At 60.2% G+C, this 21370-nt stretch carries 22 protein-coding genes; 14 read left to right on the top strand and 8 right to left on the bottom strand.

The genetic code is table 11. The features are described from left to right. Positions 1-6 precede the first annotated feature (6 nt). Together OC71_RS13240 and OC71_RS13235 are read right to left on the bottom strand one after the other, a co-directional pair. Positions 7-804, bottom strand: a complete 798-nt coding sequence (locus tag OC71_RS13240) for an ABC transporter substrate-binding protein (protein WP_041069688.1) — start codon at positions 802-804, stop codon at positions 7-9. An 80-nt stretch (positions 805-884) separates the two neighbouring features. Further along, a complete protein-coding gene (locus tag OC71_RS13235; RefSeq protein ID WP_041069685.1) occupies positions 885-1520 on the bottom strand; it encodes a TetR/AcrR family transcriptional regulator in 636 nt (211 codons plus the stop codon). 183 nt (positions 1521-1703) lie between these two features. Here OC71_RS13235 and OC71_RS13230 point away from each other — a divergent pair, with 183 nt between their 5' ends. From OC71_RS13230 to OC71_RS13195, 8 genes are all read left to right on the top strand, one after another. After that, positions 1704-3494, top strand: coding sequence for an acyclic terpene utilization AtuA family protein (locus OC71_RS13230; protein WP_041069682.1), 1791 nt, complete (start codon positions 1704-1706; stop codon positions 3492-3494). A gap of 12 nt (positions 3495-3506) precedes the next feature. After that, entirely contained in the window at positions 3507-4376 is an 870-nt protein-coding gene (locus tag OC71_RS13225) for an SDR family oxidoreductase (protein WP_041069679.1), read from the top strand. Positions 4377-4379: 3 nt separating this feature from the next. After that, the gene (atuC, locus tag OC71_RS13220) at positions 4380-5996 is read left to right on the top strand and encodes a geranyl-CoA carboxylase subunit beta (protein WP_041069676.1); all 1617 of its coding nucleotides are present in this window, start codon (positions 4380-4382) and stop codon (positions 5994-5996) included. A 30-nt stretch (positions 5997-6026) separates the two neighbouring features. Then, positions 6027-7184, top strand: coding sequence for a citronellyl-CoA dehydrogenase (gene atuD / locus OC71_RS13215; protein WP_041069673.1), 1158 nt, complete (start codon positions 6027-6029; stop codon positions 7182-7184). Beyond that, positions 7181-7978, top strand: a complete 798-nt coding sequence (locus OC71_RS13210) for an enoyl-CoA hydratase/isomerase family protein (protein WP_041069670.1) — start codon at positions 7181-7183, stop codon at positions 7976-7978. Before atuD ends, OC71_RS13210 begins: the two co-directional genes overlap by 4 nt. A gap of 118 nt (positions 7979-8096) precedes the next feature. Further along, the gene (locus tag OC71_RS13205; protein WP_041069667.1) at positions 8097-10058 is read left to right on the top strand and encodes an acetyl/propionyl/methylcrotonyl-CoA carboxylase subunit alpha; all 1962 of its coding nucleotides are present in this window, start codon (positions 8097-8099) and stop codon (positions 10056-10058) included. A 70-nt stretch (positions 10059-10128) separates the two neighbouring features. Further along, positions 10129-10671: an exonuclease domain-containing protein gene (locus tag OC71_RS13200; RefSeq protein ID WP_041069664.1), complete on the top strand. Its 543-nt coding sequence runs from the start codon at positions 10129-10131 to the stop codon at positions 10669-10671. Positions 10672-10785: 114 nt separating this feature from the next. Then, positions 10786-11070, top strand: coding sequence for a pyrimidine/purine nucleoside phosphorylase (locus tag OC71_RS13195; RefSeq protein WP_003226701.1), 285 nt, complete (start codon positions 10786-10788; stop codon positions 11068-11070). Positions 11071-11140: 70 nt separating this feature from the next. Here OC71_RS13195 and OC71_RS13190 read toward each other — a convergent pair whose 3' ends face one another. Continuing rightward, on the bottom strand, positions 11141-11947 hold the full coding sequence (locus tag OC71_RS13190) for an MOSC domain-containing protein (protein WP_041069662.1): 807 nt from the start codon (positions 11945-11947) through the stop codon (positions 11141-11143). 198 nt (positions 11948-12145) lie between these two features. Beyond that, entirely contained in the window at positions 12146-13081 is a 936-nt protein-coding gene (locus tag OC71_RS13185) for a chemotaxis protein CheV (protein WP_041069659.1), read from the bottom strand. A 455-nt stretch (positions 13082-13536) separates the two neighbouring features. Between OC71_RS13185 and OC71_RS13180 the strand changes: the two genes are divergently transcribed. The 3 genes from OC71_RS13180 to OC71_RS13170 all read left to right on the top strand — a co-directional run bounded on the left by OC71_RS13180 (position 13537) and on the right by OC71_RS13170 (position 16050). After that, positions 13537-14007 (top strand): hypothetical protein, encoded by a 471-nt coding sequence (locus OC71_RS13180; RefSeq protein ID WP_041069656.1) that lies wholly within the window; start codon positions 13537-13539, stop codon positions 14005-14007. Positions 14008-14500: 493 nt separating this feature from the next. Continuing rightward, complete coding sequence (locus OC71_RS13175; protein ID WP_041069652.1) at positions 14501-15394, top strand: sensor histidine kinase; 894 nt, start codon at positions 14501-14503, stop codon at positions 15392-15394. Beyond that, positions 15391-16050 carry a response regulator transcription factor gene (locus tag OC71_RS13170; protein WP_041069648.1) on the top strand — a complete coding sequence of 220 codons (660 nt, stop codon included), beginning with the start codon at positions 15391-15393 and terminating at the stop codon, positions 16048-16050. The genes OC71_RS13175 and OC71_RS13170 overlap by 4 nt, the downstream gene beginning before the upstream one ends. On the opposite strand, the gene yegS is transcribed toward OC71_RS13170, so the two are convergent. Beyond that, on the bottom strand, positions 16034-16951 hold the full coding sequence (gene yegS, locus OC71_RS13165) for a lipid kinase YegS (protein WP_041069646.1): 918 nt from the start codon (positions 16949-16951) through the stop codon (positions 16034-16036). The two genes, OC71_RS13170 and yegS, sit on opposite strands and share 17 nt — an antisense overlap. A gap of 321 nt (positions 16952-17272) precedes the next feature. Between yegS and OC71_RS28385 the strand changes: the two genes are divergently transcribed. Continuing rightward, complete coding sequence (locus OC71_RS28385; RefSeq protein WP_174377176.1) at positions 17273-17581, top strand: hypothetical protein; 309 nt, start codon at positions 17273-17275, stop codon at positions 17579-17581. Positions 17582-17656: 75 nt separating this feature from the next. Here OC71_RS28385 and glp read toward each other — a convergent pair whose 3' ends face one another. After that, the gene (gene glp / locus OC71_RS13155) at positions 17657-18883 is read right to left on the bottom strand and encodes a gephyrin-like molybdotransferase Glp (protein WP_041069640.1); all 1227 of its coding nucleotides are present in this window, start codon (positions 18881-18883) and stop codon (positions 17657-17659) included. Beyond that, complete coding sequence (gene moaB, locus OC71_RS13150) at positions 18867-19406, bottom strand: molybdenum cofactor biosynthesis protein B (protein WP_003226719.1); 540 nt, start codon at positions 19404-19406, stop codon at positions 18867-18869. The genes glp and moaB overlap by 17 nt, the downstream gene beginning before the upstream one ends. 82 nt (positions 19407-19488) lie before the next feature. On the opposite strand from moaB, the gene mobA reads away from it, so the two are divergent. Next, positions 19489-20091: a molybdenum cofactor guanylyltransferase MobA gene (gene mobA / locus OC71_RS13145; protein WP_041069637.1), complete on the top strand. Its 603-nt coding sequence runs from the start codon at positions 19489-19491 to the stop codon at positions 20089-20091. Between the two features lie 78 nt (positions 20092-20169). Next, complete coding sequence (locus OC71_RS13140; RefSeq protein WP_003226722.1) at positions 20170-20391, top strand: YgdI/YgdR family lipoprotein; 222 nt, start codon at positions 20170-20172, stop codon at positions 20389-20391. Positions 20392-20467: 76 nt separating this feature from the next. Here the strand turns inward: OC71_RS13140 and OC71_RS13135 are convergent, their stop codons facing one another. Continuing rightward, positions 20468-21358: a pseudouridine synthase gene (locus OC71_RS13135; RefSeq protein WP_041069634.1), complete on the bottom strand. Its 891-nt coding sequence runs from the start codon at positions 21356-21358 to the stop codon at positions 20468-20470. Positions 21359-21370: the final 12 nt, after the last annotated feature.

The raw sequence follows: 21370 nt of genomic DNA, 5'->3' as shown, positions 1-21370 counted from the left end.
AATCGGTCAGGGATGAGCCACCGGCACCACGGCAATCTTGTAAGGATCGAAGATCTTCAGCATCTGGCCATTGTTGCGCAAACCCTGCAGCAACTTGCCGAACGCCTCGCCAGTGATCGGTGCCGTCGGACGCAGAATGGCGTAATGGTGGTAGACCTGATCGATGCGTTGCGACACCAGCAATTCGTCACGCACTTTTTCGTTGCGCAGCAGATAATCGAACAGGTACGAGCGCGTGACCAGAGCGATGTCGGCGCGCCCGCGCAGCACCATCAGCAGGTTGCTGTCGTGGGAATAGGTCAGCGTCGCGTTGAAGGTATCGGCGAGGTATTTGGGATCGGCGTTGAAGTTGGCGAACTCATAGTGATAACCGCTGTACAGCGCCAGGCGTTTGCCCTTGAGGTCGGCGAAATAGTTCTGCTGGCGACCGTCTTCACGTTGCGCGACGAAAATCTCGGCATCTTCCAGGCCCATATCGACGTCGGTATGAGGAATCTCCTTCCAGCCCCAGTCGGGGTTCTCGAAGATCGCCATGTCGATCCGGCCCTGCTTGAAATCACCGAAACGCCGAGGAATCGAAGTCGGTACCAGTACGAACTGATAGTCCGCCTGCAGTGCATTGAGCGCCTCGACCAGTTGCGGCAGCAGGCCAGTGTCGGCACCACTTTCCGGACGCACGGTGTAAGGCGGAAAATGCGCCGCGCCCACCCGAACCAGTTGCGCTGCCTGTGCGGGTAGCACCCAAAATACCGCCAGCGCTACGAGCAAAAGCCCTGCGGTCGTCCGAATTGGCGAAGACTTCAAAACACCCCACTCCCCGAAAAAATGGCAATCAATGCATTCAAGCTAGGCGGTTTCGCCCAGTTAGCCAGTTTCCCGGCCTGTTAGAAAGTGGACTGGCGCTCTTCGAGCACCAGAATCAGCGCTTCATCGGCCAACTGATCAAGGCTCAGGCTGCCGCCGGCACGGAACCAGGTGGTGGTCCAGGACAGTGCGCCGGTGAGGAAACGACGGGTAATGAAAACATCGCCACGGATAAACCCGGCGTCCTTGGCTTCGCCCAGCACTTGCAACCAGATCTCTTCATAGACGTCACGCAGGGCCAGCACCCGGGCCTGCCCCTCCTCGGACAACGAACGCCACTCGTAGACCAGCACCGCCATCGCTTCGCCGCTGCCGCCCATGATCGACTGCAACTCGCAACGAATCAGCGCCAGCACCCGCTCCCGCACACTGGCGGCTTCGGCCAGCGCGGCGCGCATCAACGCGGTGTTGTAGACGATGGTCTCTTCCATCACCGCACGAAGGATTTCATCCTTGCTTTTGAAGTGATGAAAAATGCTCCCGGACTGAATCCCCACCGCCCCGGCCAGATCGCGCACGGTGGTGCGTTCATAGCCTTTGTTGCGGAACAGGTGGGCGGCCACTTGCAGCAGTTTGCCGCGAGCGCTGTCAGGGTCGGTCAGTTGGCCTTGGTCGACCAGTTCGCGCATGACCCTCAGGGCTTTTTGCTCGTCCACCCGTTCTCTCCTACAGTCGATCAGTCTGTTGCCCCCTGAACACGCAGGGTTGCGCGCAATTTAAGCCGCAGGCGGCAACCAAGCAAGCGCTTGGGCAGAAGATATTTCAGCTGTTTACAAACCAAGCGCTTGCTTGGTAGCCTCCAGACACTTCTGTCGCAGGTTCCTGAGTCGGAGATCACCATGCCCACGACCGTTCGCATCGGATGCGCCAGCGCATTCTGGGGTGACACCAGCACCGCCGCCGCCCAGCTCGTGGCAGGCGGGCGCCTGGATTATCTGGTGTTCGATTACCTGGCCGAGATCACGATGTCGATCATGGCCGGCGCCCGCATGAAGGACCCACAGGCCGGGTTCGCCGGGGATTTTGTCGAGGTGCTCGCGCCGCTGCTGCCGCAACTGGTCGAACAGAAGATTCGCGTGATCAGCAACGCTGGCGGGATCAATCCGAAAGCCTGTGCCGCCGCCCTGCAGGCCGCCTGCGACAAGGCCGGGGTCAGTCTGAAAATCGCCGTGCTGCTCGGCGACGACCTGCAACCGCAATTCAAGCAACTCGCCACTCAAGGCATCCACGAAATGTTCAACGGCGCACCGCTGCCGCCGATGTGCGTATCGACCAACGCCTACCTCGGCGCGCCGGGCATCGTCGAGGCTCTGCGCCTGGGCGCCGACATCGTCATCACCGGGCGCGTGGTCGACAGCGCGGTGGTCAGCGCGGCGCTGGTGCATGAGTTCGGCTGGGCGTGGCACGACTACGACAAACTCGCTCAGGCGGCGTTGGCCGGGCACATCATCGAGTGCGGCGCACAATGTACCGGGGGCAATTTCACCGACTGGCGCGACGTGCCGGACTACGAACACATCGGTTTTCCCATCGTTGAAGTCAGCGCCGACGGCCAGTTCATCGTCAGCAAACCCGAGGGCTCCGGCGGGTTGGTGACGCCACTGACGGTTGGCGAGCAGATGCTCTATGAAATCGGTGATCCGCAGGCGTATCTGTTGCCAGACGTAGTCTGCGATTTCACTCAGGTGAAACTGCAGCAACAGGGCAAAAACGCCGTGCATGTGCACGGTGCCAAAGGCTTGCCACCCAGCGATAAATACAAGGTCAGCGCCACTTACCCGGACGGCTTTCGCTGCACCGCCAGTTGCCTGATCGCCGGCATCGATGCGGTGTCCAAGGCCCGGCGCGTGAGCCAGGCGATCATCGACAAAACCTCGGAAATGTTCAGCCAGCGCGGCTGGCCGCCCTACAGCGAAGTCGATATCGAACTGCTCGGCAGTGAAGCCACTTACGGCCCTCACGGTCAGCGCCGTGACAGCCGCGAGGTGGTGATCAAACTCGCGGTGCGCCATCCACTGAAACCGGCGCTGATCCTGTTCTCCCGGGAAATCGCCCAGGCCGCGACCGGCATGGCGCCCGGACTGACCGGCATCGTCGGCGGACGGCCGACGGTCTATCCGCTGATCCGGCTGTTCTCGTTCCTGATCGACAAAAACGCCTGCACCCTGCAAATCGACATGGCCGGTGAGCAATATCCCTGCGCCCTGCCCGCGCAAACACCACTCGACAGCCACGCTCTGCCAACCCCCGAACAGCCACCCAAACCCCAGGGCCGCGCCGACGCCAGCGTGCCGTTGGTAAAACTGGCGGTGGCGCGCTCCGGTGACAAGGGCAACCACAGCAACATCGGCGTCCTGCCGCGTCGACCGGAATACCTGCCGTGGATCGCCGAAGCGCTGACGCCAGCGGTCATCGTCGACTGGATGCGCCACGTGCTCGACCCGATTCACGGCCGGGTCGAACGCTGGTACCTGCCCGGCACCCACAGCCTGAACTTCCTGCTGGAAAACGCCCTCGGTGGCGGTGGCGTGGCGAGTCTGCGCATCGATCCCCAGGGCAAGGCCTTCGCCCAGCAGTTGCTGGAAATCCAGATCCCGGTGCCGCAGAGCATCGCCGAACAACTCGACTAGAGGTTGGGCTTCATGGCTTACGCATCGATTTTCAAAGCCGATCTGTTCAGCGGCCAGACCCTCATCGTCACCGGTGGCGGCAGTGGCATCGGCCGTTGCACCGCCCATGAACTGGCAGCGCTCGGAGCCAGAGTGCTGCTGGTCGGGCGCAAGCCGGAAAAACTGCAGAAAGTCGCCGCCGAAATCACCGAAGACGGCGGCCGCGCGCACTGGCAGGCTTGCGACATCCGTGACGAAGACGCGGTAAAACAACTGGTCGCTGAGTTGATCGCCGAGCACGGGGCGATCCACGGTCTGGTCAACAATGCCGGCGGCCAATACCCGTCGCCACTGGCCGCGATCAATCAGAAAGGCTTCGAAACCGTGCTGCGCACCAATCTGGTCGGCGGCTTCCTGATGGCCCGGGAAGTGTTCAACCAGTCGATGAGCAAACACGGCGGCAGCATCGTCAACATGCTCGCCGACATGTGGGGCGGCATGCCCGGCATGGGCCATTCCGGCGCAGCACGTTCAGGGATGGACAACTTCACCAAGACCGCCGCGTTCGAGTGGGGTTACGCCGGGGTGCGGGTCAATGCGGTGGCGCCGGGGTGGATCGCGTCCAGCGGCATGGACACGTATGAAGGCGCGTTCAAAGCGGTGATCCCGACCCTGCGCGAACACGTACCGCTCAAGCGCATTGGTACCGAATCCGAGGTCAGTGCGGCGATCGTTTTCCTGCTCAGTCCGGCGGCGGCGTTCATCAGTGGCAGCACCTTGAAAATCGATGGTGCGGCCAGCCTCGGCAGCCGTGCATGGCCGCTGCACAAGGCGAGCCACAGCGAGTCGTTCAACGGGTTCCATCGGGCGTACCTGCCGGACGTCCTCAAGGACAAGGAGTAAGCCATGCCGCAGATCCAGTCCCAACTCGATCCGCACAGTGATGCTTTCGCCCGCAACCGCGCGGCAATGCTCGCGGCCATCGAGCACGTCCAGCAACTGGAACAGAACCTGCTGAACAAGGCTGCCGAAGCCAAGGGCAAATTCGACAAGCGCGGGCAATTGCTGCCCCGTGAACGCCTGAACCTGCTGCTCGACCCCGGCGCACCGTTCCTCGAACTGGCGAGCCTGGCCGGCTACAAACTGCACGACGACAAGGACGGCAGCGCCGCCGGCGGTGGCCTGATTGCCGGCATCGGTTACGTGTCCGGCATACGCGTAATGGTGGTGGCCAACAACAGCGCGATCAAGGGCGGCACGATCTCCCCCACCGGCCTGAAAAAATCCCTGCGTCTGCAACAGATCGCCCTGGAAAACAAACTACCGGTGATCACTCTGGCAGAGAGCGGCGGCGCCAACCTCAATTATGCGGCGGAGATATTCGTCGAAGGCGCACGCAGTTTTGCCAATCAGGCGCGGATGTCGGCCATGGGTTTGCCGCAAATTACCGTGGTGCACGGCTCGGCGACGGCCGGTGGCGCCTATCAACCGGGGCTGTCGGATTACGTGGTGGTGGTACGGGGCAAGGCCAAGCTGTTTCTTGCCGGGCCGCCGCTGCTCAAAGCCGCGACGGGCGAGGTCGTCACCGATGAAGAACTGGGTGGCGCCGAAATGCACGCACAGGTTGCCGGCACCGCCGAATACCTGGCCGAGAACGATGCCGATGGCGTGCGCCTGGTGCGCGAGATCCTGCGCATGCTGCCGTGGAACGAACAACTGCCGTGGCTGCCGGAACCGCAATTCAAGGATCCGCTGTACCCGATCGACGAGTTGCTCGGGCTGATTCCCGACGACCCGAAGAAGCCCTACGACGTGCGCGAAATCATTGCGCGGATTGCCGATGAATCGGAGTTTCTAGAATTCAAAGGCGAGTTCGATCAGCAGACCATCTGCGGTCAGTTGAAAATCCAGGGCCGTGCCTGCGGCCTGATCGGCAACAACGGCCCGATCACCCCCGCCGGGGCGAGCAAGGCCGCGCAGTTCATTCAGCTGTGCGACCAGAGCCAGACGCCGCTGCTGTTTTTCCATAACACCACCGGCTTCATGGTTGGCACCGAGTCCGAGCAGCAAGGCGTGATCAAACACGGTTCGAAACTGATTCAAGCGGTGGCCAATGCCCGAGTGCCTAAACTGACGATTGTCGTCGGTGGCTCCTACGGCGCTGGCAACTATGCGATGTGCGGGCGCGGTCTCGATCCACGCTTCATCTTCGCCTGGCCCAACAGCCGCACCGCGGTGATGGGCGGCGCGCAGGCCGGCAAGGTGCTGCGCATCGTCACCGAGGCCAAACAGCTCAAGGAAGGCCTGGTGCCGGATCCGAAAATGCTCGACATGCTCGAACAGGTCACCGCGCAGAAACTCGACAGCCAGTCCACCGCGCTTTACGGCAGCGCCAACCTGTGGGACGACGGCCTCATCGACCCGCGCGATACGCGCACCTTGCTCGGTTACCTGCTGGATATCTGCCACGAAGCCGACATCCGCACGTTGCAACCCAACAGCTTCGGCGTCAGCCGCTTCTGACTGCCACGGATCCCAAGGAGAACAATAAAAATGATCTTCACCCCGGAACACGAAGCACTGCGTCGCACCGTCCGCCAATTCGTCGAACACGAGATCAATCCACACGTCGATGAATGGGAAAAGGCCGGACGCTTTCCGATCCACGAGATTTTCCGCAAGGCCGGCGACCTTGGTCTGCTGGGGATTTCCAAACCGGAAAAATTCGGCGGCATGGGCCTCGACTACAGCTATTCGATTGTCGCCGCCGAAGAGTTCGGCACCATTCATTGCGGCGGCATTCCGATGTCGATCGGCGTGCAGACCGACATGTGCACCCCGGCGCTGGCCCGCTTCGGCTCCGATGAATTGCGCGACGAATTCCTCCGCCCCGCGATTACCGGCGAGCAGGTCGGTTGCATCGGCGTCTCGGAAGTCGGTGCCGGTTCCGATGTCGCGGGTCTAAAGACCAGCGCGCGCAAGGACGGCGACGATTACGTGATCAATGGCAGCAAAATGTGGATCACCAATTCACCGAGTGCCGATTTCATCTGCCTGCTGGCCAACACCTCGGACGACAAGCCGCACATCAACAAGTCGCTGATCATGGTGCCGATGAACAGCCCGGGCATCAGCCTCAGCTCGCACCTGGACAAGCTCGGCATGCGCAGTTCGGAGACCGCCCAGGTGTTTTTCGACAACGTGCGTGTGCCGCAGCGCAACCGCATCGGCCACGAAGGCGCCGGGTTCATGATGCAGATGCTGCAGTTTCAGGAAGAACGTCTGTTCGGCGCGGCCAACATGATCAAGGGTCTGGAATATTGCGTCGACAGCACCATCGAGTACTGCAAGGAGCGCAAGACCTTCGGCAACGCGCTGATCGACAATCAGGTGATCCACTTCCGCCTCGCCGAATTGCAGACCGAAATCGAATGCCTGCGGGCGCTGGTCTATCAGGCCACCGAGCAATATGTGAAGGGTCAGGACGTCACGCGTCTGGCCTCGATGGCCAAGCTCAAGGCCGGGCGCCTCGGTCGTGAAGTCAGCGACAGTTGCCTGCAATATTGGGGCGGCATGGGCTTCATGTGGGACAACCCGGTGGCCCGCGCCTATCGCGATGTGCGGCTGGTGTCGATCGGCGGCGGCGCCGACGAAATCATGCTGGGGATCATCTGCAAACTGATGGGCATTCTGCCAGGGAAAAAGAAATGAGCCCCCTGCCGGAATGCCAGACACTGCTGCTGGAGCTGCATGGCGGCGTGTTGCACATCACCCTCAATCGCCCGGACAGCCGCAATGCGATGAGCCTGCACATGGTCGCCGAACTGCGTGCGGTATTGGCGGCGGTACGCGATGAGCGCAGTGTTCGCGCCCTGGTGCTCAGTGGCGCGGGCGGGCACTTCTGCGCTGGCGGCGACATCAAGGACATGGCCAATGCACGCGCCCGGGGCGCCGATGCCTATCGCGATTTGAACCGCGCTTTCGGTGCGCTGTTGCAAGAGGCACAGCAGGCGCCGCAAGTGCTGATCACGGTATTGCAAGGCGCAGTGCTCGGTGGTGGTTTCGGGCTGGCATGTGTGAGCGATATCGCCATGGCCGATCATCAGGCGCAGTTCGGCCTGCCGGAAACCAGCCTCGGGCTGTTGCCTGCGCAGATCGCGCCGTTCGTGGTGCAACGCATCGGCCTGACCGAAACCCGTCGGCTGGCACTGACAGCCGCGCGTTTCGATGGCCATCAGGCGCGACGCCTGGGGCTGGTGCATTTTGTCGAACAGGATCCGCAGGCATTGGCCGAACGCCTCGACGAAGTACTCGACCATGTTCTGTGCTGCGCACCGGACGCGAATGCGATGACCAAAAAGCTGTTGCTGGCCAGCGCCGGACAGCCATCGAATGAACTGCTGGATGACGCAGCGCAATGGTTCAGTGAAGCGGTGACTGGTGTCGAAGGGATCGAGGGCACGATGGCTTTCGTGCAAAAGCGTAAACCGCGATGGGCCACCTGAAAGCTTCGCGAGCAGGCCCGCTTTCACAGGTTTTGTGAACGATGCAAATTCCTTGTGGGAGCGAGCCTGCTCGCGAAGAGGCCAGCCAACCCACCGCCAAATACTCAGGAAGATCACCATGCCCGCCCTCCACAAAATCCTGATCGCCAACCGCGGTGAAATCGCCTGCCGCATTCAGCGCACCGCCCAGGCCCTCGGCTATCGCACCGTCGCCGTATTCAGCGATGCCGACGCCGATGCCCTGCACGTGCAGATGGCCGATCAAGCGGTGAACATCGGCGCCGCACCGGTACACCAGTCCTACCTGAACATCCCGGCGATCCTCGATGCCGCGCGCCGCAGCGGCGCCGACGCGATCCACCCCGGCTACGGCTTTCTCTCGGAAAACCCAGGATTCGCCCGCGCCTGCGCAGAGGCCGGCCTGACCTTTATCGGCCCCAGCACCGACGCCATCGAGCTGATGGGCAGCAAGCGCCTGTCGAAAATCGCCATGCTCGACGCCGGCGTTCCCTGCATCGCCGGCTATCAAGGCGCCGCGCAGGACGACGCTACCTTGCTGCGCGAAGCCGAACGCATCGGCTACCCGCTGATGATCAAGGCCAGCGCCGGCGGCGGTGGACGCGGCATGCGCCTGGTGCACAGCAGCGATGAGTTGCCGGCGCAATTGCGCACCGCGCGCTCCGAGGCACTGAATGGTTTTGGCAGTGACGAACTGATCCTCGAGCAGGCACTGATCGAACCACGGCACGTCGAGGTGCAACTGTTCGGCGACTGCCAGGGCAATCTGATCTACCTCGGTGAGCGCGATTGCTCGGTGCAGCGTCGCCATCAGAAAGTCATCGAGGAAGCACCCTGCCCGGTGATGACCGGTGAGTTGCGCCAGGCCATGGGCGAAGCAGCGCTCAAGGCTGGTCGGGCGGTGAATTACGTCGGTGCCGGCACCGTCGAGTTTCTGCTCGATGCCCGTGGGCAATTCTACTTTCTGGAAATGAACACCCGTCTGCAGGTCGAGCATCCGGTGACCGAACTGATCACCGGGCAGGATCTGGTCGCCTGGCAATTGGCCGTTGCCGAGGGGCAGCCGCTGCCGTTGACTCAGGATCAGGTCGCGCTGAACGGTCACGCCATGGAAGTGCGTCTGTATGCCGAAGATCCGACGCAGAATTTCCTGCCGCAGACCGGTCGCGTGCAGGCATGGGAACCGGCCTTGAATCCCGGCGCGCGAATCGATCACGGCTTGCGCGAAGGTCAGTTGATCAGCCCGTTCTATGACCCGATGCTCGGCAAGCTGATCGCCCACGGCGCGACCCGCGAAGAGGCACGGCGCAAGCTGTTGCGCGCAGTGCAGGACAGCGTGCTGCTCGGTGTTCAGAGCAATCAGCGTTTGCTGGTCAGCCTGCTGCAACATCCACAGTTCATCAGCGGTGAATGCAGCACCGCATTCATTGCCCAGCATTTCACTGACCACCCGTGCCTGCACACTTACGCCCCCACCGCCGAGGAACTGGCCATCGCCGCTGTGCTGTTTTATCAGTCTGGCGCGCAGGCGCATCGCGCGCCGCTCAAGGGTTGGCGCAACAATGTCGGCGCGCCGCTCGATTACCGCCTCGGGCTGGAACAGCAGGACTGGAGCTTGCAACTGCTTGCGAACGGCGCTGGCCGCTTCACCGTGAACGTGATGCAGCGCGCACTGGCGCTGACCGTCATTGAGTGCAACGAACGCTCGGTGACGCTGGAAGTCGACGGCCTGCGCCAGCGTCATGCGTATCGGATCGCCGGCGAAGAACTCTGGCTGTTCACCCACCCCGGCAACCTGCGCCTGGAGGATCGAACTCATGCGCTGATCAGCAGTCAGAGCAGCGTCAGCTCCGGCACACTGAAAGCGCCGATGGACGGTGCCATCGTCGACGTGCTGGTCAGCGAAGGCAGTCGGGTCAGCAAGGGTCAGTTGCTGGTGGTGCTGGAGGCAATGAAAATGGAGCATCCGCTGAAGGCCGGTATCGACGGCGTGCTCAAGCGGGTGCAGGTCAAGGTCGGCGATCAGGTAAAAAATCGTCAGGTTCTGTTGCAGGTCGAGTGAGTCGCCAGGCGCAAACGCAAGGTTTGACTACGCTCTGATCTATCAGGACGCGTAAATCAGGAAACCTGCGATGCCCCATTGGCTGGTCATTGATCTGGAAGCCACCACAGATGAAGGTGGCTGGCCGGTTACGGAAATGGAAATCATCGAAATCGGCGCGACGCTGGTCGATCGAGCCGGTCGCGAGCAGGATCACTTTCAGCGGTTCGTCAAACCGACCCGGCGGCCGTTATTGACGGCATTTTGTCGTGAACTCACGCACATCACCCAGGCCAATATCGATGCCGCGCAGCCGTTGAACGAGGTCTGGCCAGTCTTTGAGCGCTGGCTCGGGCAACACCAGACGCGCCTCGAGGGCTGGGCCAGTTGGGGAGATTACGACCGCAAGCAGTTACTTCAGGAATGGCAGCGCCTGCAGCTCGACAGCGTGCTGGGCCGAGTGCCGCACATGAATCTCAAACAACGCTTTGCCAAGGCCCGCCGCCTGGAACGACCGTTGGGCCTGAACGGCGCGCTGCAACTGGCCGGCATGCAGTTCAGCGGTCAGCAGCATCGGGCCCTGGAAGATGCGCGCAATACCGCGCGGTTGCTGCCGTTGGTCTTGCCACTCTGAAGTCGGGGCGAGAACTCGTCGGACACGCCCCGGGCAGGTGACGGCGCCGGGAGCGTTGTGCATACTGGCCAGCCTTTTTTAACCCTTTTTTGCCCTTTTCGAGAGGAATCGCCCATGTTCAAAGTCAACGAGTACTTCGACGGCACCGTCAAGTCGATCGCTTTTGGCACCGCTGAAGGTCCGGCGACCATCGGCGTCATGGCCCCGGGCGAATACGAATTCGGCACCGCTCAGCGCGAGATCATGCACGTGGTCTCCGGTGCGCTGACCGTCAAACTGCCGGACAGCAGCGACTGGGAAACCTTCGCCGCCGGCAGCCAGTTCAACGTTCCGGCCAACAGCAAGTTCCAGCTGAAAGTCGCCGTTGATACTGCTTACCTGTGCGAATACCGCGGCTAAGCCCACGGCTTTTCCCGGTAAAAAAATGCCCGTGTCCATGGACACGGGCATTTTTCATTTCCGGCCTCGGTTATTCGAGGATTTCCACCGGCATACCGACTTCCAGCCGACCATTGCTGTCGTTGACCAGATTCTGCCCGAACATCGCGCCATCAGCCTGGGCACGGTACTTCTGCAAGGTCGCCAGCGGTTCGCGATCGGCACTGCGCTCGCCAGTCTGCGGATCAATCGTGGTCAGGATGCAGCGCGAGCAAGGCTTGACCACGCGGAACTCGACATCGCCGATGCGGATGCGCTTCCAGCCATCTTCGGCAAATGCCGTACTGCCTTCGATCACCAGATTCGGCCGAAAGCGCAGCATCTCCAGCGGTCGTCCGACCTTTTGCACCAGATCGTCAAGCGACGCCTGGCCAATCAACAACAGCGGGAAACCGTCGGCGAACGCGACCTGATCGTCGTCGCGGCCATACCCGGCCTGCGTCATACGCGCGCGATCAAGTGGCACCTGCACCAGACGGGTCGGTTTGCCGATGAAATCGCTGACCCAGCGGGCCGCTGCATCACCGGCATCCGGAACGCGCAGGGTGTCGCGCCAGATGGTCACACCGCGCAACTCGGCATCGTCCTGCGGTAACGCAATATCCAGCGCGGCATGGTCGGGCGCACTGAGGGTCAGCCCGCCCTGCGCATTCCACAATGCCGACAGCTGGCTCATTTTCGCCTCGGCCCTTTGGGTCAGGAAGCGGCCGCTGGCCTCGTCCACCAGCATCCAGCGTCGGTCCCCTTCAAGGCCCAGTTTATCCAGGCCAATCGATTGCAGAATCTCGGGCTTGCCGGATTTCAACGGGTAACGATAAAGCGCACTCAGACGCAGCATGTCCAGCTTCCTGATGGGCAAAAAAGCCACCCTATACGAGCTTTATCTGTGAATCAAAGCCTGATGCACGCGCCTGCAAAGATAGTTTGTGGCGAGGGGATTAATCCCCGATGGGGCGCGAAGCAGCCCCACTTGAATCAAGAAAGCGGGACTGCTGTGCAGTCCATCGGGGATAAATCCCCTCGCTACAGGATTTCCTCAGACCGGCACTTCATCCAGCATCAGACGCTGACGCACGACATCGACCAGTTTGTCCGGCTGGAACTTGGAGAGGAAGTTATCGCAGCCGACCTTCTTCACCATCGAATCGTTGAAGCTGCCGGACAGCGAGGTGTGCAGCACCACATACAGACCGCGCAGGCGCGGGTCGTTGCGGATCTCGGTGGTCAGGCGATAGCCGTCCATTTCCGGCATTTCCGCGTCGGTGAACACCATCAGCAGTTTGTCGGTCATGTTCACGCCGGTATCGGCCCAGGCCTTGAGCATGTTCAGCGCCTTCAGGCCATCACTGGCGATGTGCATTTTCACCCCGAGCTGGCCGAGGGTGTCACGCAATTGCGAAAGCGCCACGTTGGAGTCGTCCACCAGCAGTACTTCGCGACCACGGGCACGCTCCAGCACCGGATCGTCGAGTTTGTCGCGCGAAACCTTGGCGTTGTACGGAACGATTTCGGCGAGCACTTTCTCGACGTCGATGATTTCCACCAGTTGATCGTCGACCTTGCTGATCGCGGTCAGGTAATGCTGGCGTCCGGCGCTGGTCGGCGGCGGCAGGATGGCTTCCCAGTTCATATTGACGATGCGATCCACGCCACCGACAAGGAACGCCTGCACCGAACGGTTGTACTCGGTGACGATGATGGTGCTGTTCGGGCCCGGCACCAGCGGGCGCATGCCGATCGCCTGGGACAGGTCGATCACCGGCAGCGTCTGGCCACGCAGGTTGACTACACCGCAGACAAACGGGTGACGTTGCGGCATCAGGGTCAGCTTCGGCAATTGCAGAACTTCCTGAACCTTGAACACGTTGATCGCGAACAATTGGCGTCCGGCCAGTCGAAACATGAGAATTTCCAGGCGATTCTCACCCACCAGTTGCGTGCGTTGGTCTACCGTGTCGAGAATGCCGGCCATCAATGACTCCTGGGCTTGTTCTGATGAATTCACTACTAAGTGGGGTTATCGGCTGTTTATGGCGATTCTTGATCCCCACAAAATCACCATCAAAATGCCACACGCAGGCATTGATGTCACATTAACATCATGGTTTACTGGCCCGGCGTTTTCATCTGCTACATTCTCTTCTGGCGCGACCACAGTTTGCGCCACAGGTTCCCGCGTGTAAGGGAATCCCCTAGTAACAATCAGGCCCAACCTGATGTTCGCAATATCCAATAGCCATTAATGTGACGCCATTCTCATTGCATGAACGGAGTCAGGCTATTGTGTGCGATCGCAGGTCAGTGGAAACCCACCCTCTGGAAAACCTCAGCCAGTGCACTTGCGCGGCGGGGCGCGATCTCCCGACGGTTCATGATCGTCGACACACACGGCATTCCCTCATCAGACATGACGCTGTGGAGATAAGCATGCCAATCGACCGTAAAGACTGGGCACAACGCTTTCCCGAATTTCTCGTCGAAGCGGAAACACTCCTGGCCAAGTCGGAAGAATGCCTGAGCCACCTGCAATTGATCAGCAACGACAAGGATGCGATTGACTGCATGCGCAGCACCCTGCTCAAGCTGGCGAGCCGTGCAGAAGCGTTGGCACTGGAAGCGATTTCCGAGTTTTCCCTGCACATTCACAGCTTGCTCGATCATGCCCCGGACTCTATCGATCTGCACGCTCAGGCACTGAATGCGCTTCAGGACTGTTTCACCCTGATGGCCTGGCAGATTGAACTGGTCGATCACAATACCGGGCAACTGAGCCTGGATAGCAGCGAGCAAACCTCGCTGATCGAAGCCTTCGCGTTCCAGGTCGGTCAACACCAGTTTCAGCCTTCGCTTTCGCCCCGGCCAATCCCGCTCTTGTCTTATTCCGAGCGCCAGGCCTGATTCGCAGCGGTTAATGCGCACATCGCGGCTGTAGAGCCGAATCGCTGAATGTCGCAAATGAATAGTTCATGCCCGCCAGCGACAATTCGAATTAAATAATCACACCTGACACCCGCAGAAATTTTCCGCGCCTCAGGGTTTGCCTGTGTCCGTGTAACGATCAACTTCAAGCGACACGGGATATCTATCCAGCATAATAAGGTGACTTTTTTCCATTATGGAACTCACGTCCAACATGGCGACTTTCCTGACCCTTTGGACATATATGGCAAACGCGACCAACGGTATCTTAAGTGGTATTATGCCGCCCGTTAGTTGCTATCAATTAATGGCAAAGTGATTCAGTGACAGTCCTCCCCAACGAAGTTGGCGGTCAAACATCGTTCACTGAACCTCGTTCAAATCAATAACATAATTGACAGCATTTTCAGACAGAGACCCGCCAGCCAACGGCCGGTCTGCCCGCAGCGAATATCCATTGGCTCCATCCGATATGTACGCCAGCCTCAAGTCAATCACCACATGGCCACCGTCCCGGGAAAATGCACGCCGGTTCACACTCATATTGTGTGTCACTGCCACCGCCGGCTGCCTGCTGACCTACGGTTTGTCTGCACCGCTTTCGCTGGGACTGCTGCTGTTGAACATGGCCGCCACTGCTTGTGTCTGGGTGCAATATCGGCTGTCGCGCAAATCGATCAAGTTCCAGCCCCAGGAACTCGCCGACCGCTTGCTGGAAGTCCAGGAAAACGAACGCCACCGCCTCAGCCGTGAACTGCATGACGACATCGGTCAGTTACTGACAGCAGCCAAACTGCAAAGTGAATGGCTGAAAAGACGTTTGCCAACCGACTTGCAAGAGCAATGCTCGACACTCTGCGACACCCTCGAAGAAACCCTCAACAAGGTGCGCGACGTCTCAGCCATACTCAACCCACGCCAGTTGACCAGCCTCGGACTGGAAGCCAGCCTGCGTGCGCACTTGCTCAAGACTCTGGCCAACACATCGGTGCACTGGAGCCTCGATTGCCAGCAGCGACTCAACGGCATTCCGGAAGAAATGGCGGTCGCCGCCTTTCGCATCACCCAGGAAGCGGTGACCAACATTCTGCGCCACGCGCAGGCCAGCAACCTGTTGATCCGTGTGCAGCGCCTGCCACAAGGGCTGACGTTGTTGATCAGCGACGACGGCCAAGGCTTCGCGCCTGCTGCAGATCCGGGTCGGGAAGGACAGCGTGGAATGGCCGGGATGGCCGAGAGGATCGAACAATTGGGCGGCACGCTGAACGTCATCAGCGAGCCGGGCAAAGGCACTCAAATCGAAGCACTATTCCCCTGGGCGCCCCGTGCACTCGAGCGGGCCAGTACGAATAAGGTTATGCGTTGACTTGTAACTTACTTCTGGTGGATGACCACTCGCTGATCAGAGCCGGCGTGCGCGCTCTGGTGCTCGACATTCCCGGTTACGCCGTCGTTGGCGAAGCCAGCGATGGCTCGCAGTTGCTTGAAATGGTCGAGCAACTGGCCCCCGATATCGTCTTGCTGGATATCTCGATGAAGGAAACCGGTGGCCTTGAAGCCCTGCAACGGCTCAAGCGGGTGCGGCCCCAAAGCAAAGTGTTGATTTTGTCGATGCACACCGATCCGGCGCTGATCATGCAGGCACTGGAATCCGGAGCGCATGGTTATTTGCTCAAGGACACCACGGCCACCGAACTAGAACATGCCCTCGAAGCCCTGCGTAACAACGAACGCTACCTGAGCCCGGCGATCGCCCACACCGTGATCAACCAGGCCCTGACCCGCACGCAGAAAAACCCGCCGGAAGTCGCCGATTCGCACAACCTGACAGCCCGTCAACTGGAAATCCTGCGGTTGATCGTGCGCGGCAAATCCACTCGGGAGATCGCCAACGGCTTGGGCCTGAGCATCAAGACCGTCGAAACCCACCGCTCGCAGATCATGAAACGCCTGCAGATCTACGACGTGGCGGGTCTGGTCCTGTTCGCCGTGCGCGAACAGATCATCAGTCTTGACGACTGATCGACCCGGCACCGCCCAATAGCGGCGAATGCTCGGGCAAATGCACCCGCAAGGCCGCAGGGCGCGCCTCGAAGCGCAGGCTGTCGCCTTCAAGCGGCTCACCGTCAAGATTGATGCTCAAGCCCTCGGCGACCTTGATTTCGACCCAGGGCAGGCGGGCTCTTACAAACATATTGTCGATGCCGAAGCCGTCACTGAGCAGGGTCTTCAGCGTACCGACCAACTCCTGCGGTGCCGGCAAAATGCTGATGTCCAACAGGCCATCATCCGCCAGTGCCTGTGGACACAATTCATGCCCGCCACCCGCCTGACGGCCATTGCCGATTCCCAGCGCCAGCAGCTCGCCACTCCAGTGAAAGTCCGGTCCCTGCAGTTCGCCGTAGGCCGCGTGCAACTCACTGAAGCGCGATAAACCGGTGAACAGATAGGCGGCCCCGCCGAGTACTTTTTTCAGATCCTCGGATGTATTGGCTGTAACCTGACTACCGAAACCACCGGTCGCCATGTTGAGGAAAATCTGCTCGCCGACTGCGCCCAGGTCAATGTCGCGCGGCGGTACATCGAGAAGCTCAAGCGCCTCGGCCGGCTCCAGCGGAATCCCCGCCGCACGGGAAAAGTCGTTGGCCGTGCCCAGCGGTAACAGCACCAGACTGGCCTTGTGCGGATGCCTGGCAAGGGCTTCAGCGATATCGCGCAATGTCCCATCCCCGCCTCCCGCAATGATCTGCGAGTAGCCACCCGCCAAAGCTTCTTCCACCAGACGCTGAGCGTCACCGGCCTCCCAGGTCAGGCGTACTGCCAACTCCCATCCCTGCTTGCGCTTTGCTTCGACAGCGGCGCGAACCGCCTCATTGAGTGCCTGCTTGCCATGCAGAATCAACAGCGCCCTGCGTTCACTCATAACGGTCACTCCCCACAATTGAATCGGTATGAAACATCTTGACCACCGGCACAGGCAAAAAAGCCATCGGAGCACCATTTAATTCAAGCGCCCGGCTTGTCACGTCCTACACAGCGGTATTTTTTCTTACAACAGGTAAGGAATCGGCTCAATTGACCGGACTCGATCCTTGATACACCTTGTACAGGCAGTATCAATTTTCGTTTTTTTAACAACACAAGGATGTGCAGGGAATGAGTGGATACCCCCTCGGAGCTGGTGACAGTTCGAATGACGGAAAGGCCAGCGCGCTGACAGTGAAAACAGCCGACGGATATTTCCATGTCCAGCCATGAAGCCAGAGTTTCAACCCGTCCGATTGCCCCTCTCAACGAAAGTCGCAGCAGTCACAAATCCGATTTCAAAAAGAGCACCAGAACCGCTGGAGAAGCACAAATGGAACCGCGCGTGACCGAACTGGAAACCCACCTCAGATACATACGCCGGGATATGGATGAAGTGCGCGCAGATGTAAGAACAATCAAGCACCGACTCGCCTATTCGGCAGGTGCAACGGCAGTGATAATGGGACTGTTGGGTTGGGTTGCCAACAGTCGCTTCGATCAGTTGGTCACGCTGATGAGCAATTGACCCGGGAGAATGCAGGATCGACGCTTTCAGGCGTCGAGCCTGCACTTGCAAGGTCAGGCTCAGCGAGGATCAGAGTCAGTCGAGCAGGTCGCTCAGGGGAATGAACCCGACTTCATCACCTTCTACGAGCGTGTGGCCCTCCAGCACTTCTACCAGGCCATCCGCCCAGGCAGCGCTGCGCAACACACCAGAGCTTTGATTGCGATAAATGATGGCCCGTCCTTGCTCGAGTCGACCACGCAGATATTCACGCCGATGGCCGGCCACAGGCCAGACGAAACCTGCTGGCACCGTAAACTTCAGCGGCACAACGTCTCTTACACCTTGACGCCGCAGCAAGTAAGGTCGCGTCAGCAAGGCAAACGTCACCAGCGTCGAAGCGGGGTTTCCGGGCAGGCCAATGACTGGCACGTTGCGAAAATGGCCGAACGTCAGCGGCTTGCCTGGCTTGATTGCCAGTTTCCACAATGCCAGCTCGCCCTCTTCCCTCAATGCAACACCCAGAAAATCTGCTTCCCCGACCGAAACCCCGCCGGTTGAAAGAATCAGGTCGACATCCTGCAAGTCGCCCAGACGCGCTCGGGTGGTGTCCAGATCGTCCGGCAGAATGCCCGCATCGATCACCTCACAGCCCAATCGCTGCAACCAACTGCACAACACCACCCGATTACTGTTGTAAATCTGCCCCGGCCCCAGAGGCTGGCCCGGCTCAACCAGTTCATCGCCGGTGGACAGCACCGCCACTCGGACCTTGCGCACCACATTCAGCCCGTCACATCCCAGCGATGCCGCGAGACCTTGTTCGATCGGTCCCAGCCTTGTGCCTGCCGCCAGGATCAACTCACCCACGGTGGTTTCCTGGCCTTGTGGACGAATGTTCTGGCCGAGGCTCATGATTTCGACGAAGCGCACACTGCCGTCGGCTTGGACTTCGGCGTTCTCCTGCATTTCCACACAGTCGGCACCGGCAGGCACCGGCGCACCGGTGAAGATCCGCGCGCAGGTGCCGGGCTTCAAGGGGGCAGGCGCTTGCCCGGCGAAAACCTTCTGGCTGACCGGCAGCGGTGCGCCGGTCCAATCCGCCAGCCTCAAGGCATAACCATCCATGGCGCTGTTTGGCCAAGGCGGCAGGTCCAGCGTTGAAACCAGGTCTTCGGCAAGCACTCGCCCCTCGACCTGCGCCAATGGCAGAAACTCGCGCTCGACAATCGGCGTGGCCTCGGCCATTTGCAGCAGGCGAGCCAGCGCTTCCTCGACGGGCATCAGGCTGCCGGTCTTGCCCGGCTTACCCACGGGATTCACAAGGCGCCGCCTGTTTCAGGTGAGGAACGAAGTTGCATGGCCGATGCCGCGAATCCAGCTGTTCAGCGAGAATGCCGTCCCACCCGGTGCGCACCGCATTGGTCGAACCTGGCAGGCAACATACCAGCGTGCCATTGGCCAGACCGGCCAGTGCCCGCGATTGCACGGTTGAAGTACCGATATCAGCCACCGATATCTGTCGGAACAACTCACCAAACCCGTCAACCTGCTTGTCGAGCAGACAAGCCACGGCTTCAGGCGTGCTGTCACGCCCGGTAAAACCGGTGCCGCCGGTAATCAATACAACCTGTACCACGTCCTCGGCAATCCAGTGGGCAACTTGTGCGCGGATCTTGTACAGGTCATCTTTGAGCAGGACCCGTTCGGCCAGACGGTGGCCGGCAGCAGTCAGGCGGTCGACAAAGACCTGGCCTGAGGTGTCGGTTTCCAGGGTTCGGGTATCGCTGACAGTCAGCACCGCAATATTCAGCGGTGCGAAAGGTACATCGGCCTTGGCTTTCATTAGGCTCGTCCAGTTGTAGGAGAAACAGCCCGGTGTTATATCACAGCGCCTGAATTTTTCGCCGCCCTGCTGGAGAGCTGCCATGACCCCGAATACGCCATTGCCCCCCTGCTCCATTCTGCTCTTGGCAGGCGGACGCGGCCAGCGCATGGGTGGCCAGGACAAAGGGCTGGTCGAATGGCAGGGTGAAGCGCTGATTGCGCATTTGCAGCGCAAGGTGCGACCGCTGACTGACGATCTGATCATCTCCTGCAATCGCAATCGCGAGCGTTATGCTGCCTACGCCGACCAACTGGTGAGTGATGAAGAAGAGGACTTTCCAGGCCCCCTGGCCGGCATCCTCGCGGGGCTAAAGGCTGCGCGCTTGCCCCATCTGCTGGTTTTGCCCTGCGATGTGCCGCGCATCGACGCAGCGCTACTGCACGACATGCGTGCAACTGCCGGCCAGTTTCCTGACAAACCTTTAATGTTGCGCCATGACGACCATTGGGAGCCCCTGCTGTGCGTGATTCCGGTGGCCCTGTTGCCCGCGTTCGAAACCGCCTGGAACGCCGGTGAACGCAGCCCCGGCCGGGTCATGCGCAACCTCGGCGCAACGGCCCTGCAATGCCCGGACAACGACCCGCGACTGGCCAACCTGAATACCCCCGAACTGTTAAATGCGCATAACACTGTGTCAGACTGACAGCATTCAAGGAACTCTCACGCCTTGTATACGTCTCAAGCTCAGTAACCAAAAGTATTCCCATTCGGAGACACACTCATGACTCAACGGACCCTCGCCACTTTCATGCTCGCACTGGGCCTGGCAACGCTCGCTGGTTGCTCGTCGCCAACAGTGATCACCTTGAATGACGGTCGCGAAATCCAGGCCGTCGACACCCCGAAATATGACGAAGATTCGGGCTTCTACGAGTTCAAGCAGCTGGACGGCAAAGAGACTCGCATCAACAAGGATCAGGTTCGTACCGTTAAAGAGCTGTAATCTTTACGTCGACACCGGATACAGAAAAGCCCGCATTGATGCGGGCTTTTTCATGGGTACGTAAAAGTAAATGGTGTCACCACTGCAGGGTGATCTGGCTCTCGAACTCGCGCTTCTCACCGGTGACCGGGTCGACAAACCGCAGCCCTTGCGCCAGCAGTTTGAGCGGATTGGCGTAGTCATCCTCAACGTCTTTCAACACCTGCGGATAAAACGGATCGTTGCAGATACTCGCGCCCAGCGCGGTCATGTGCACCCGCAACTGATGCTTCTTGCCGGTCACCGGATACAGACCGTAGCGCCACAGATCACCGTTCTTTTCCCGGACCTCCACCGCCGTTTCAGTGTTCGCCAGACCCGGGCCTTCCTGCATGCGGAAGAACGGTTCGCCGTCGATCAAGCGACTTTTGTGAACCAGGGGAAACTCCAGCTCCGGCAGCGCACGGGCAATCGCCTCATAGCGTTTATCGATCTGCCGGGTCGGAAACAGCGACTGATAAGCCGAGCGGGTTTGTGGGTTGGCCGAGAAGATCACCAGTCCGGCGGTGTGCCGGTCGATGCGGTGCAATGGCACCAGATGGGGGTTGTCCAGGCGGCGGATCAGGCGGCGCAGCAACGTCTGCTCGACATACTCACCGGCCGGTGTCACCGGCAGAAAATGCGGTTTGTCCGCTACCACCAGATGTTCATCCGCATACAGGATCGACTCGACCGCTGGAATCGGCTTTTCATCCGGCACTTCACGGAAGTAGTGAATGCGAAGCCCTTCCTTGTACGGCAAATCCAGCGCAATCGGCTGACCCTGAGCATCCAGCACCCGGCCGCGGACGATCCGGTCCAGCCATTGCTCGCGACTGATCGCCCTGAAATGCTCACACAGGCAGTCAAGGACGGTCGCCCAGGACCCCGGAGGAAGGTAAAGGGTGCTGGCCTGATTCTGCGCAGCAGAAAACGTTGGTGTGGACATACGGAAATTCGA

Source organism: Pseudomonas sp. W15Feb9B, from assembly GCF_000828175.1.
GTDB classification, from domain to species: Bacteria; Pseudomonadota; Gammaproteobacteria; order Pseudomonadales; family Pseudomonadaceae; genus Aquipseudomonas; species Aquipseudomonas parakoreensis.
The sequence above is the reverse complement of the archived record's forward strand: the minus strand, read 5'-3'. Positions and strand labels throughout refer to the sequence as shown.

Coding starts and splice junctions, on each gene's coding strand:
- OC71_RS13230 (WP_041069682.1), top strand. CDS start 1,704: ATGCCCACGACCGTTCGCATCGGATGCGCCAGCGCATTCTGGGGTGAC.
- OC71_RS13225 (WP_041069679.1), top strand. CDS start 3,507: ATGGCTTACGCATCGATTTTCAAAGCCGATCTGTTCAGCGGCCAGACC.
- atuC (WP_041069676.1), top strand. CDS start 4,380: ATGCCGCAGATCCAGTCCCAACTCGATCCGCACAGTGATGCTTTCGCC.
- atuD (WP_041069673.1), top strand. CDS start 6,027: ATGATCTTCACCCCGGAACACGAAGCACTGCGTCGCACCGTCCGCCAA.
- OC71_RS13210 (WP_041069670.1), top strand. CDS start 7,181: ATGAGCCCCCTGCCGGAATGCCAGACACTGCTGCTGGAGCTGCATGGC.
- OC71_RS13205 (WP_041069667.1), top strand. CDS start 8,097: ATGCCCGCCCTCCACAAAATCCTGATCGCCAACCGCGGTGAAATCGCC.
- OC71_RS13200 (WP_041069664.1), top strand. CDS start 10,129: ATGCCCCATTGGCTGGTCATTGATCTGGAAGCCACCACAGATGAAGGT.
- OC71_RS13195 (WP_003226701.1), top strand. CDS start 10,786: ATGTTCAAAGTCAACGAGTACTTCGACGGCACCGTCAAGTCGATCGCT.
- OC71_RS13190 (WP_041069662.1), bottom strand. CDS start 11,947: ATGCTGCGTCTGAGTGCGCTTTATCGTTACCCGTTGAAATCCGGCAAG.
- OC71_RS13185 (WP_041069659.1), bottom strand. CDS start 13,081: ATGGCCGGCATTCTCGACACGGTAGACCAACGCACGCAACTGGTGGGT.
- OC71_RS13180 (WP_041069656.1), top strand. CDS start 13,537: ATGCCAATCGACCGTAAAGACTGGGCACAACGCTTTCCCGAATTTCTC.
- OC71_RS13175 (WP_041069652.1), top strand. CDS start 14,501: ATGTACGCCAGCCTCAAGTCAATCACCACATGGCCACCGTCCCGGGAA.
- yegS (WP_041069646.1), bottom strand. CDS start 16,951: ATGAGTGAACGCAGGGCGCTGTTGATTCTGCATGGCAAGCAGGCACTC.
- OC71_RS28385 (WP_174377176.1), top strand. CDS start 17,273: ATGTCCAGCCATGAAGCCAGAGTTTCAACCCGTCCGATTGCCCCTCTC.
- moaB (WP_003226719.1), bottom strand. CDS start 19,406: ATGAAAGCCAAGGCCGATGTACCTTTCGCACCGCTGAATATTGCGGTG.
- mobA (WP_041069637.1), top strand. CDS start 19,489: ATGACCCCGAATACGCCATTGCCCCCCTGCTCCATTCTGCTCTTGGCA.
- OC71_RS13140 (WP_003226722.1), top strand. CDS start 20,170: ATGACTCAACGGACCCTCGCCACTTTCATGCTCGCACTGGGCCTGGCA.
- OC71_RS13135 (WP_041069634.1), bottom strand. CDS start 21,358: ATGTCCACACCAACGTTTTCTGCTGCGCAGAATCAGGCCAGCACCCTT.